The sequence below is a fragment of the Pseudomonas gingeri genome, from assembly GCF_013385425.1.
GTDB lineage: Bacteria > Pseudomonadota > Gammaproteobacteria > Pseudomonadales > Pseudomonadaceae > Aquipseudomonas > Aquipseudomonas gingeri_D.
The window spans coordinates 298,742-311,608 of record NZ_JACAQA010000002.1 but is presented as its reverse complement, the minus strand read 5'-3'; the positions used below and the strand labels follow the sequence as shown (position 1 = coordinate 311,608).

Here is a 12,867-nt window from a genome sequence, read left to right as displayed (position 1 = left end):
GGCCCCGCCTGAATTGAGATCTGAAACGGCGTAGTGGACGAAGTCCTTTCCAATGGAGTTGGCAATCGTCAGATGATTGTTAGTGACACCAACGGCATAACTGTGACGTTGTACATGTTGTCGGTCCAGGTGACAGCCTGGGCCGTCGTGGCCAGGTTGACACCCGCGATAACCAATCCAAGTGAAGTAACAAGACGAGAGGGGAGTTTCATAACGCTTCTCCTTGCGATGAGTGTGAACGCACGATCTGTGCGCGCACTTACCGTACCCCTGGGCCCACTCCACCGGTAACTGTCAGAAATGACAGTTCGTTAGAGCAATTCGAAGCTGCTGAAATATCCAGCAACGCTATTGCCAGGGCTTATTCGCGGACGAAAAAAAGCCCCGCGACCAAGGTGGCGCGGGGCTGAAAAAGGGTCGGAGGGCATCCAACCCCGGGAGGTCTTGAATCAGTTGCTGCTGGCGACCGTCTGCGGCTCGTAGCCGCCACCGAGGGACTTGTAGATCGCCACGATGCCGCGATACAGATCGGTCTCGGCCTGGGCCTGGCTGTCTTCGGCGGCCAGGCGTTCGCGCTGGGCGTCGAGCAGGACCAGGAAGTCGGCAGTGCCTTCGCGGTAGCGAATCGCAGCCAGATCGGCGGCGGCACGGCTCGATTCGCTCTGGCGGATCAGCGAGATCAGCCGTTGCTGGCGCTTGCCGTAATCGCTGAAGGCGTTCTGGGTTTCTTCCAGGGCCAGCAACACTTGCTGCTCGTAGCTGGCCAGGGCGCCTTCGGCCTCGGCGTTGGCACCGCGCAAACGGGCCCTGACGCTACCGAGGTTGAACGCCGGCCAGGTAATACTTGGGCCGAGGGCCCAGGCATTGGCGGCCGGCGAGCCGATCTGCGAACCGCGCCCGGCGGTAAAGCCGAGGAAGCCGCTGAGGCTGACCCGGGGGAACAGGTCGGCCTTGGCCACGCCGATCCGCGCGGTGGCGGCGGCCAGCTTGCGTTCGGCGCTGACGATATCCGGACGGCGTTGCAGCAGGTCGCCCGGATTGCCAATGGCCAGGGCCTTGGAAATCGCCGGCAGGTCTTTCGGACCCAGGTCCACTGTCAAAGTGTCCGGACGCTCGCCGAGCAAGGTCGCGATACGGTTGCGCTCACGGGCCTGTTCGGCCTGCAATTGCGGCACCGTGGCTTCGACCGCCGCGAGGCGGGCGTCGGCACGGACCACGTCGAGCTGATCGCCGACACCGGCGTCACGCAGGCTTTCGGTGATGCCCTTGGATTCCTGTTGGTTCTTCAGGTTGGCCAGGGCGATCTTTTCCCGCAGTTGCGCGCCACGCAGTTGACCGTAGGCATCCACCAGTTCGGCAATCATGGTGACTTGCAGTTGGTAGAGGTCGGCTTCGGCCACCTGCTGGTCGGCATCGGCGGCTTCCAGGTTGCGGCGGATACGGCCGAACAGGTCGACTTCCCAGGCCATGTCCAGGCCCAGGTCATAGCGTTCGCTATTGACCCGCTGCTCGGTGGTGCCCGGCACCTGGCCCTTGCCGAGGTCGGCGCTGGCACGGCTGGTGATGGTCGGCATGGTTTCGGTGCTGACATCGTCGCGGATCGCCCGCGACGCTTTCAGGCGGGCGAAGGCCACGCGCAATTCACGGTTGCCGGCCAGTGACTGGGTCACCAGCTGGTTCAGGGTCGGATCGTCGAACTGCTGCCACCAGATACCCTGGAAGTGCGCACGGTCATAGTTCTTCTGACCGGCGCTGCCATCGGTGGCGGCGGTGATGTTCGCCTTCTCCGTGGCCGGGGTCTTGTAGTCCGGGCCGACGGTGCAGGCGCCCAGCGCCAGCACCAGCAGGCTCGGTAGAAAGGCCTTCAGACTGCTCATTGTTGCGCCTCCAGCTTGAGGGCCCGGGCGGCTTTGCGAGCATCGCTGCGCTCGACAAAGCGGCGAATCAATACGTAGAACACTGGCGTCAGCAGCAGACCGAAGAAGGTCACCCCGAGCATCCCGGAGAACACCGCCACACCCATGGCATGACGCATCTCGGCACCGGCACCGCTGGAGAACACCAGGGGCACCACACCCATGATGAAGGCGAAGGAAGTCATCAGGATCGGCCGCAGACGCAGGCGGCAGGCTTCCAGTACCGCGCTCAGCGGATCGAGGCCTTCCTGCTGTTTATCCTTGGCAAACTCGACGATCAGAATCGCGTTCTTGCACGCCAGGCCCACCAGTACGATCAGGCCGATCTGGGTGAAGATGTTGTTGTCGCCACCGGAAGCAATCACCCCGGTAATCGCCGACAGCAGGGTCATCGGTACGATCAGGATCACCGCCAGCGGCAGGCTCCAGCTTTCGTATTGGGCGGCCAGTACCAGGAACGCCAGCAGTACGCAGAGCGGGAACACGAACAGCGCGGTATTGCCCGAGAGGATCTGCTGGTAGGTCAGGTCGGTCCACTCGTAGGTCATGCCGTTGGGCAGTTCGTCCTTGAGCAGTTTCTCGACCGCCAGCTGGGCCTGGCCGGAGCTGTAGCCCGGTGCGGCGGCGCCGTTGATTTCCGCGGTGATAAAGCCGTTGTAGTGCATGACGCGGTCCGGACCCGAGGTGTCGCTGACCTTGATAAAGGTCGCCAGGGGGATCATCTCGCCTTTGTTGTTACGCACTTTCAGCTGGCCGATCTGGTCGGACTCGAGGCGGAACTGCTGTTCGGCCTGGACGTTGACCTGATAGGTGCGACCGAAGCGGTTGAAGTCGTTGGCATACAGCGAACCCAGGTAGATCTGCAGGGTGTCGAAGATGTCGCTGACGGCCACGCCGTGGGTCTTGGCCTTTTCCCGATCGATAGCGGCATCGACCTGCGGCACGTTGACCGTGTAGCTGGTGAACAATCCGGCCAGTTCCGGCACGCTTCGGCTCTTGCCGATGATGTTCATGGTTTCCTTGTACAGCTCGTCGTAACCCAGGTTGCCACGGTCTTCGATCTGCAGGCGGAAGCCGCCGATGGTGCCCAGGCCTTGTACCGGCGGAGGCGGGAAGATCGCCATGTAGGCTTCCTGGATCCCGGCGAACTTGCCGTTCAGGGCACCGGCAATGGCACCGGCGGACTGGCTCGGGTCCTTGCGCTGGTCGAAAGGCTTCAGGGTCACGAACACGATACCGGCGTTCGGGCTGTTGGTGAAACCGTTGATCGACAGGCCAGGGAAGGCCACCGCGCTTTCCACGCCAGGCTGTTTCAGGGCCAGGTCGGACATGCGCTTGATCACGTCTTCGGTACGGTCCAGGCTCGCCGCATCCGGCAGTTGGGCGAAGGCCACCAGGTATTGCTTGTCCTGGGCCGGGACGAAACCGGTCGGGGTGCTGGCGAAACCGAACCAGGTCAGGACCATCAGGCCGGCGTACAGCACCAGGGCGATGCCGCTGGCACGGATAACGCGGGTCACGGTACCGACATAACCATGGCTGGCGCGGTCGAAGAAGCGGTTGAACGGACGGAACAACCAGCCGCCCAGCAGTTTGTCGAGGACCTTGGAGAAACCATCCTTCGGTGCGTCGTGACTTTTAAGCAGTACGGCCGCCAGTGCCGGCGACAGGGTCAGCGAGTTGAATGCCGAGATCACGGTGGAGATGGCGATGGTCAGGGCGAACTGCTTGTAGAACTGCCCGGTCAACCCGGAAATAAAGGCCGCCGGGATAAACACCGCACACAGCACCAGCGCCGTGGCCACGATCGGACCGGTCACTTCACGCATGGCGCGCTTGGTGGCTTCCACCGGATTGAGGCCGAGGCCGATATTTCGTTCGACGTTCTCCACCACCACGATGGCGTCGTCCACCACGATACCGATGGCCAGTACCAGGCCGAACAGCGACAGGGCGTTGAGCGAGAAGCCGAACAGGTGCATGACCGCGAAGGTACCGATCAGCGACACCGGTACTGCTACCAGCGGGATGATCGAGGCACGCCAGGTCTGCAGGAACAGGATCACCACCAGGACCACGAGGATCAGGGCTTCGAACAGGGTGTGAACCACCGCTTCGATGGAACCGCGGACGAAGATCGTCGGGTCATAGACGATGCTGAAGTCCATGCCTTCGGGGAAGTCCTTCTTCAACTCGGTCATCTTGGCGCGGACTTCGTTGGAGATATCGATGGCGTTGGAGCCCGGACGCTGGAAGATCGGGATCGCCACCGCCGGCTGGTTGTCCAGCAACGAGCGCAGCGCGTACTGGCTGGAGCCGAGCTCGACCCGGGCGATATCTTTCAGGCGGGTGATCTCGCCGTCGTCGCCGGCTCGAATCACGATGTTCTCGAATTCTTCCTCGGAGACCAGGCGCCCCTGGGCATTGACCGACAGCTGGAAGCTGGTGGCGTTGGGGGCGGGGGGCGCACCCAATTGGCCGGCCGCGACCTGGCGGTTCTGCTCGCGAATGGCGTTGACCACATCGGTGGCGGTCAGGTTGCGCGAAGCGGTCTTGTTCGGGTCGAGCCAGACCCGCAGGGAATAGTCGCCCATGCCGAACAGTTGCACGTCACCCACGCCGCCGAGGCGCGCCAACTCGTCCTTGATATTGAGCAAGGCGTAGTTGGACAGGTAGAGCATGTCGTAGCGTTTGTCCGGCGAGGTCAAGTGCACAACCATGGTCAGGTCGGGCGAGGCCTTGTCGACAGTGATACCGATCCGCGTCACTTCCACCGGAAGTTTCGGCTCAGTACGGGTCACACGGTTCTGCACCTGCACCTGCGCGTTGTCCAGGTCGGTACCCAGGGCGAAGGTGATGGTCAGGGTCAGCTTGCCGTCGGCGGTGGATTGCGAGGACATGTAGAGCATGTTCTCGACGCCGGTGATCGCCTGTTCCAGCGGCGCGGCCACGGTTTCACCGATGACCTTGGGGTTGGCGCCAGGGAAGTTGGCACGCACGACCACAGTCGGCGGTACCACTCCCGGGTATTCACTGATGGGCAATTGGAACAGCGAGATGGCGCCCGCGATCAGGATCAGCAGCGAAAGCACCGCCGCGAAGATCGGTCTTGATATGAAGAACTGGGAAAAATTCATCGTGTGTATCCCTTAACCGCGTGGAGTCGCTACGGCCAGCTTGGTAGCCGGTGCCGGTGCGCTCTTGGCGGGCGTGACCTGGGGCAGGTTGCTGGCTTCCAGGGCTTGTTTTTGTAGGGCCAGGGCCGCGAGGGTTTCCTTGGACGCCATCGGGATCACTTCCGGATCCACGGGCGAGCCAGGGCGAACGCGTTGCAGGCCCTTGACGATGATGGTGTCGTCCTTGCTCAGGCCATTGCGCACGATGCGCAACCCTTCGATTTTCGGACCCAGCTCGACCGAGCGGTAAACGGTCTTCTTGTCGGCGTCCATGACCAGCACGAACTTCTTGCCAAGGTCGGTACCCACGGCTTCGTCGTTGATCAGCACGGCGGCGTAGGTGCCGCTGCCGACCAGCTTCAGGCGTGCATACAGGCCCGGGGTGAAGGCGCCGTCGGCGTTGTCGAACACCGCGCGACCGCGAATGGTGCCGGTCTTGGGGTTGACCTGGTTGTCGACGAAGTTCATCACGCCCTGGTGCGGGTTGCCGGTTTCATTGGACAGGCCGAGGTAGACCGGGGTGGTCTGGCCACGTTTGCCCTGGCGCGCGAGTTGGGTGTACTTGAGGTAGACCCGCTCGTCGGCGTCGAAGTAGGCGTAGACCTTGTCGGTGGAAACCACGCTGGTCAGCGGGGTGACATCGGCGGTGACGATGTTGCCGGCGGTGATTTCGGCACGGCTGACGCGGCCGCTGATCGGGGCGGTGACGCGGGTGAAACTCAGGTTCAGTTTCGCCAGGTCCAACTGCGCCTGGGTGGCGTCGACCGCGGCCTTGGATTCCTGGGCGGAGCTGCTGCGGGTGTCGGCCAGTTCGGCGGAAATCGCGTTGCTGGTCAGCAGGCGCTTGCCGCGCTCGGCCTCGTTGGCGCTGCGGCTGGCGCTGGCGCGGGCTTGTTGCAATTGGGCTTCGAGGCGATGGACCTCAGCCTGGTAAGGACGTGGGTCGATCTGGAACAGCAGATCGCCTTTCTTCACCAGGGCGCCTTCGGTGAAGGCGACCGAGTCGATCTGCCCAGAGACGCGCGGACGGATCTCGACGGTTTCCGGGGCTTCGAGGCGACCGGTGAACTCGTCCCATTCATTGACGGGCTGCTCGATGACCTTGGCCACGCTGACCTTGGCTGCCGGCATCGCGCCACCTGCCGCCACGGGCGCTTTACCGCAGGCGCTCATCACCACGACCGCCAGGGCAGCCAGAGGGAAGCGCAAAAGTTTAAGTGACTGTTCCATGGGGGGAGTCCGCCAATCTATTGAGATGGGCGGATCATGCTGTGGCGGGGTGGTTGCGCACGAATCGAATGAAGCGAAGGTAACTATCATTCGGAATGATATCAATCCGACTCGAGCCCTCTAGCATGCGCTTTCCGTTAGGTTGCTATCTATTCCGGAAATGACAAATCACTGTTGCTGGGAATGCAAAAAGCGTTGCGCGTGTCAGCGCCGTGTCAGGCAATCTTTACGTAAGATTACAGGGCCTTGACGGTCGTGCGTCCGACACCCGGGTAAGCTTGTCTCGACAGCGCTGAGTGCGCATCGAGGTGATTGATGAAAAGCATCATACGAGAAGTGGATTCGCTATTTCCCTTTTTTAGCGCCCAGCGTTGGGCCGAAGAAACACCCATCGACATTCAAGACGCCTTGCAGGATCAGTTGCGCGGCTACCTGGGACGCGGGTTTACCTGCGTATTGCTGGGTATTGGCGGGCAGTCGGGGTCACGCCATTACTCGTTGCAGATCTACCACGATAAGAGCGGCCAACACCTTGAGCTTCACGGTCCCTTTGATCGGCAGTGCGTGCAGGACATCTTCAGGGTCGCGCAGCAGATGAAGGCGCGGTTTCGGTCTGCCCAGGGCGGCGGTAACAAGGTGCGGCTGCTTGAGGTGCCCAGGTTTTCCACGAAAGCAGAGGGCGCCAACACTGCGGCGACAGCCTTGCTGAAAGGCTTTTCGTCAGTGAGTCGAAGCGCGTGATGATGCCCTGACGCTGAGAACATCGGGATCGATTTCAGAGACTGTCAGGGTCCCCGCAGAACATCTGGATTCGCGAGCGTAGCCAGCGTTCGCCCGGGTCGTTGTCCTGGGAACCGCGCCAGGCCATGTGCAGTTCGAAGGTCTGGGTGTCTAGCGGCGGGTTCTCGGCCCGCACGCCACCGGCTGCCGTCAGCGCATCGGCGGTGTAGTCCGGCACGGTGGCAATGATGTCGGTGCCGGAGATCAGGGTGCTCAGGCCGTTGAACTGCGGCACCGCGAGCACCACGTGGCGCTTGCGCCCGAGTTTTTCCAGCTCGGTATCGATAAAGCCACTCAAGTCGCCGGCGAACGACACCAGGGCATGGGGCCGCGCGCAGAAGTCATCCAGCGACATCGGGCCGGGCATGGTGTCGGCCCGCAGCAATTTCGGCGAACTGCGGCGTAGCACCTTGCGCTTGGCGTTGGCCGGCAGGTCGGTGGTGTAGCACACGCCGATGGAAATCTCGCCGGAGCCCAGCTTGGCCGGAATCAGCAGATAGTTGACACGGCGGATCACCAGGACGATGCCGGGCGCCTCGGCGCGCAGGCGCTTGAGCAACTGCGGCAGCAAGGCGAACTCGACGTCATCGGACAGGCCGATGCGAAACACCGAGGTGCTGGTGGCCGGGTCGAACTCCGAGGCGCGGCTGACCGCGGTGGAAATCGAGTCCAGGGCCGGGGAGAGCAGGGCGAAGATCTCCACGGCACGGGCCGACGGCTCCATGCTGCGGCCGGTGCGCACGAACAGCGGGTCATCGAACAGGCTGCGCAGGCGCGACAACGCCGCGCTGATGGCCGGCTGGCCTAGGAACAGCTTTTCGGCGGCCCGGGTCACGCTCCGCTCGTGCATCAGGGTTTCGAATACGATCAGCAGGTTCAGATCGACGCGACGCAAGTCGTTACGGTTCATCGGGCTCGCTTCACAGGATATTCACTGGCGGGGAAGGTCAATCTTACGGGCAAAAGTGGTTGATTCGCACGGAAATTTGAACTGTGTACAATGGTCGCCAATCAATGACAGGCATGTCGACTATTAATAGCCACTGATGGTCTTGCACGAAAAGCCCGGATAGAGTTCGTGGCATTAGAGGTTCATTTGACGAGGTTTGCGATGTCCCGCACGATCCGTTTTCACAAGTTTGGCCCGGCCGAGGTGCTCAAATGCGAAGAGCATACGGCCACCCTGCCTGCGCCGGGCGAAGTGCAGGTGCGTGTCGAGGCCATTGGCATCAGTTGGTATGACGTTCTCTGGCGGCAGAACCTGGCGTCGTCCCAGGCCCGCCTGCCGGCCGGTATCGGTCATGAGATGGCCGGTGTGGTCACCGCCATCGGCGATGGCGTCGATGACCTGGCCGTCGGCGACAAGGTCGCCAGCTTCCCGGCCCAGAGCCCCAACGATTACCCGGTCTATGGCGAGCAGATCGTCCTGCCACGCTCGGCCCTGACCCGTTACCCGGATGTGTTGACCCCGGTCCAGGCCAGCGTGCACTACACGCCGCTATTGATCGCCTATTTCGCTTATGTGGACCTGGCGCGGGTCAAGCCGGGGCAGTTCGCCCTGGTCACCGATGCCAGCCACTGTGCCGGGCCGTCCTTCGTGCAACTGGGCAAGGCCCTGGGCGCCAAGGTGATTGCCGCGACCAAGATCCCGGAAGAGCGCGAGTACCTGTTGTCCCTGGGTGCCGACAAGGTGATTGTCACCGAAGAGCAGGACCTGCTGATGCAGGTCAACAAATACACCGATGGACGTGGCGTCGACATGGTCTTCGACGGCCTTGGTGGCCCACAGATGTCGATGCTCGGCGATGTCCTGGCGCCCCGTGGCAGCCTGGTGCTCTACGGCCTGCAGGGCGGCAACCAGACCCCGTTCCCGGCGTGTGCGGCGTTCCAGAAGAACATCCAGTTCTTCGTCCACTGCATCGGCAACTTCACCGGCAAGCCGGAACTGGGCATCGTCCAGGATCAGGCGGCGCTGCAAAGGGCCTTGCGCGATATCAACCAGTTGACGGCCGACCGGGTGTTGCCGCCGCTGGAAATCCGGACTTTCCCGTTCGACGAGTTTGTCGAGGCGCACCGTTTCATGGATGGTTGCCCGTGCCGCGGTCGGGTCGCGCTGCAAGTTGAGCCCAGTTGAGCTGACTGAAGCGGTTTGACATAACCCCGTATCGTTCTGCGATACGGGGTTTTTTATTAATGCCTTGAAATATTTTCTAACAACTTTCCAGGCGTTTACTCGCGCCGAAAAATACCATCAACTGAACCGGTTTTTTGCCGGATTCTGTATCTGTTAATCGCCGGTTAAGTGCTGATAATTGAAGCGTCACTTACAGCTCAAGGAATGAGTTATGGTTCACTACCAGCCGCCGTATCGGAGTCTCGTTGTTTTTCGAAGTTTCAGGTCGAACTCTTTTGAATGCAACGTGTGGGATGTCTCGTCTTCAGGGTCTCGGGCGAAGATGGTTTCCTTATGTCGTTAAATTCTTGCGGGTAGTTAATAGTTGTAGGTCATTGTAAGAATATTCCTAAGATATTTTTATTGGCACGCAGACTCCCAGCGCTAACTGGCAATCCGTGACGTCGGTCATGCTCGAAAGCTCTTGCCGTGGGTGTTTCAGGCCTGTGCAATACTTCGGGTGTTGCTTGTCCGCATTCAGGATTATATGGGGCAGGCAATCTTCCGTCTGATCCGGCCGCTGCCGGTAATGCGAGCGCTGTTTGCCCGACACTGAACTCAAACCAGGTGTATAAAGGCTATGAGCTCCATTCATGAGCAGGCAATGAATTATGTTTATCAGCAGGTGTTGCAGCGTCTGATGAGTTACTTTACGCGCGCTGAACGTATTGCACTGCAGTTGTTGATTCAACGTCTGATCGTAGCGGCGGGCGGTATTGAGCGTATTGGCGAATTCAAGGTCATGGTGGCCCACGGCGGCGGCAAGGACAGCAGTTATACGCTGGCGTTCTTGCGGGCGGCGCAGTTGAGTATTGCCGGACGTTCGCCGGCCACTTTCAACCTGCGGGTCGCCACGTTGCGCCATGCCGGTGTGACGGCTACGGTCATGCACAATATCCACCGCAGTTACAGTGCCTTGTTTGTCTATGACGACCCCCGGGTCGAGTTGTTGATGGTGGATAACAAACATGTCCGACCGTTCAATCATCGCCTGCCGATGTCGGAACTCAATCGCGATATCAACCGTCGCAATCTGCTGATGAGCGGCCACCTGACCGCGGGTGACGGGCGCGCGACCTTCTGCAATGGCTGTTATCTGTCCATGGCCGATTTCTACGAGCGCTCCAGTGCTTGGGATAAAGGCGTCGATGCCCTGGTCAGCGGCGAGTCGCCCCGGGAGCAGAAGCAGTACATGACCTGGTTGCTGCGGGCGACCGAGACGCCGGAGCGAACCTGGGCCGGAGGGCGGGCGCTGGAGTTCGACGAGGCGGTCAAGACCTGTCACGACCTCGGCCTGGATTATTACCGCGAGCTGTATGGCGAGGCCCTGGTGGAGCCCGAAGGCCCGGCCATCAGTCGTTCCAGTCGGGCCTCGGCGCCGATGCTGGTCAGCGTCTATGACCTGGTCGGTCGCGACCTTGAGGAGCGCTGGCCGTTGCTGACCGAGTTTCTCGGTTTCCAGTTCGATGACCTGGCGTTCCACTTCAGCGAATCCGATTGCGCCAATCCCTTGCTGATGGCCCATATGCGTGGTTTGCAGGCGCAGTACGTGCGGGGTTTGAGCTACGAGGGTGGCATCGGCGAGTACCTGCAACTGGCCGCCGCCATGATGCGCCGCAAGCGCATGCCGACGCGGTTGGTGGAGCAGGCCATGGGGGCCTATGACAGCGACGAGAAGATCCTCGATCGACGGGCGCTGGCCAGTGCCTACGCGCAAGAGGCCTTTGGCCTGAGCGAAGTGCAACTGACCTGTTTGTTGTTCGCGCCCTTCGTCAACCGTGGCCATGGGCTCGAGCTGTTCCTGCGCAGTTGCCACCCCGGCATGCTGGTGGCGCTGCCGGACTTGCACAAGGCGCTGTCGGGGCAGGGGGTGCCCGAGCAGATCTGGCAATGGCTGAGCGAAGTCAGCGGCCTGACCCCGACCTTGCTTGGTGATCTCTACACCAAGGCCCAGGTGGACTTTTCCGGCGTCAGTTCGCTGATTGCCCGGGTTCGCGCCAGCGACCCGGACAAGTACCGCATCGACATCGTCAATCCCGACAACGGTGAAGTATTCAAAGAAGTCTTGTCGGGACGTTAAAAAGGATTGGTATTGATAGTTTCAGACACTCCCAAGCCGGGTGCGGATTCGTCCGTACCCCAGGACATGACTCAACCCTTACCTGACAAGGGGCGTAAACACTCGGACTTCGCCTACCAGGCGGTCTACCGTTATCTGGTCAGCCTGATCAGCGAAGTCGAGACCGATGCCCGGGTCAAGTTGCCGTCCCTGCGTCAGTTGGCCGAGCGCCTGAATGTTTCGATTTCGACCATCCAGTACGCCTATTCCCTGCTGGAAAAGGAGGGGCGGGTGTACTCGCTCGCCAAGTCGGGTTACTACGCGCTACCGGTCTCCGGGGCGTCGTTTGTCAGTGGCAGCGCCGATGTGCTGGAGCGCCTGTATGTGCATTCGCGGCGGCCCGGTACCCTGGTGCTGAGCAGCGATGAGCCGGCGCTGCTGTTGTCGCTGGACAATCCGTTGTTGTTGCTCGAACGCGAGCTGGTGCGCCAGTACCCGCGCCAACAGGCGCCACAGTTCCAGCCGTTTGGCGAGTTGGAGCTGCGCACCGCCCTGGCCGTGCGCTACACCACCTCGGCCCAGCGTTACTGGCATGCCGACGATGTCTATATCGGCGCGGACCTGCGCAGCGTGCTGGAAACCCTGATGGCCGCTATGAGCCTGAAACAGGCCACGGTGCTGGTGGAGTCGCCCTGCGATTGGGTGATTCTGCGGCTGTTGCAGGCCGGCGGAGTCAATATCGTCGAGTTGCCGCTACTGGACGACGGTGGCTTTGACCTGATGGCCCTGGAGCACTTGCTGCAGACCCAGCCGGTCAAGCTGTTGCTGATGTCTTCCGGGCTCAGTGTGCCCCGTGGCAGCCTGATGCCCCTGGTACAGCGCGAGCACCTGGCACGGTTGCTGGAGCATTTCGGCGTCTGGTTACTGGAAAACGACAGCCATGGCGAGTTCGCCTTCGAGCCTGGCGGACCGCGGATGCGCGACCTGGTGGACCCGGATCGCCTGCTGGTGTTCGCCAGCTTCGAGCGGATCATGGGTGCCGAGGCGCCTTTCGGCTACCTGCTGTCCCGGCACCTGGGGGCGGAGTTGCAGCGGCATTTCCTGTTGCGTTCGTTCCGCATGTCGCCGACCCGGCAGAAGGCGATTGCCCGGCTCTACAGCAGCGGTCGGATTGATCAGCACCTGGCGACCTTGCGCCGTTTGTTGCAGGAGCGCATGGCGCATATGGGCGGTCTGCTACGCGAACGTCTGGCCGACAGCCTGGCGTTCGTGCCGCCAGAGGGGGGCGCGACGGTATGGGCGCAGGCGACCCGGCCAGTGGACATGCGCAAGGTGTTCGAGCGACTGCTGGAGCAGAAGATCGTCATCGCCCCCGGCGAACTCTTCAGCCTGCATGGCTTGCATCAGCAGCACCTGCGTCTGTGCAGCACCGCCAATGCCCACCGTCATCTGGACCAGGCCCTGGGTGTGCTGGCCGATGCCTTGCGCCTGGAACAGCTCGACTGAGGCGCCCTTTGTCCGTTTGTATTTGCC

9 protein-coding genes are annotated in these 12,867 nt (G+C 61.6%); 4 read left to right on the top strand and 5 right to left on the bottom strand.

The features are described 5' to 3' along the window. Nucleotides 1–68: 68 nt before the first annotated feature. The 4 genes from HX830_RS01955 to mexE all read right to left on the bottom strand — a co-directional run bounded on the left by HX830_RS01955 (nt 69) and on the right by mexE (nt 6,322). Nucleotides 69–212 carry a hypothetical protein gene (locus HX830_RS01955; protein WP_177098807.1) on the bottom strand — a complete coding sequence of 48 codons (144 nt, stop codon included), beginning with the start codon at nt 210–212 and terminating at the stop codon, nt 69–71. Between the two features lie 237 nt (nt 213–449). Beyond that, complete coding sequence (locus HX830_RS01950; protein ID WP_103494847.1) at nt 450–1,877, bottom strand: efflux transporter outer membrane subunit; 1,428 nt, start codon at nt 1,875–1,877, stop codon at nt 450–452. Next, complete coding sequence (locus tag HX830_RS01945; protein WP_177098806.1) at nt 1,874–5,053, bottom strand: efflux RND transporter permease subunit; 3,180 nt, start codon at nt 5,051–5,053, stop codon at nt 1,874–1,876. Before HX830_RS01945 ends, HX830_RS01950 begins: the two co-directional genes overlap by 4 nt. 12 nt (nt 5,054–5,065) lie before the next feature. Continuing rightward, nucleotides 5,066–6,322: a multidrug efflux RND transporter periplasmic adaptor subunit MexE gene (mexE, locus tag HX830_RS01940; protein ID WP_177098805.1), complete on the bottom strand. Its 1,257-nt coding sequence runs from the start codon at nt 6,320–6,322 to the stop codon at nt 5,066–5,068. A 315-nt stretch (nt 6,323–6,637) separates the two neighbouring features. On the opposite strand from mexE, the gene HX830_RS01935 reads away from it, so the two are divergent. Continuing rightward, nucleotides 6,638–7,063, top strand: coding sequence for a hypothetical protein (locus HX830_RS01935; protein ID WP_177098804.1), 426 nt, complete (start codon nt 6,638–6,640; stop codon nt 7,061–7,063). Between the two features lie 34 nt (nt 7,064–7,097). Here HX830_RS01935 and HX830_RS01930 read toward each other — a convergent pair whose 3' ends face one another. Continuing rightward, on the bottom strand, nt 7,098–8,012 hold the full coding sequence (locus HX830_RS01930; protein WP_103494851.1) for a LysR family transcriptional regulator: 915 nt from the start codon (nt 8,010–8,012) through the stop codon (nt 7,098–7,100). 201 nt (nt 8,013–8,213) lie between these two features. Between HX830_RS01930 and HX830_RS01925 the strand changes: the two genes are divergently transcribed. The 3 genes from HX830_RS01925 to HX830_RS01915 all read left to right on the top strand — a co-directional run bounded on the left by HX830_RS01925 (nt 8,214) and on the right by HX830_RS01915 (nt 12,840). Continuing rightward, nucleotides 8,214–9,236 carry a zinc-dependent alcohol dehydrogenase family protein gene (locus HX830_RS01925; protein ID WP_103494852.1) on the top strand — a complete coding sequence of 341 codons (1,023 nt, stop codon included), beginning with the start codon at nt 8,214–8,216 and terminating at the stop codon, nt 9,234–9,236. Nucleotides 9,237–9,855: 619 nt separating this feature from the next. After that, complete coding sequence (locus HX830_RS01920) at nt 9,856–11,355, top strand: hypothetical protein (protein WP_177098803.1); 1,500 nt, start codon at nt 9,856–9,858, stop codon at nt 11,353–11,355. Nucleotides 11,356–11,421: 66 nt separating this feature from the next. After that, complete coding sequence (locus tag HX830_RS01915) at nt 11,422–12,840, top strand: aminotransferase-like domain-containing protein (RefSeq protein ID WP_152739519.1); 1,419 nt, start codon at nt 11,422–11,424, stop codon at nt 12,838–12,840. Nucleotides 12,841–12,867: the final 27 nt, after the last annotated feature.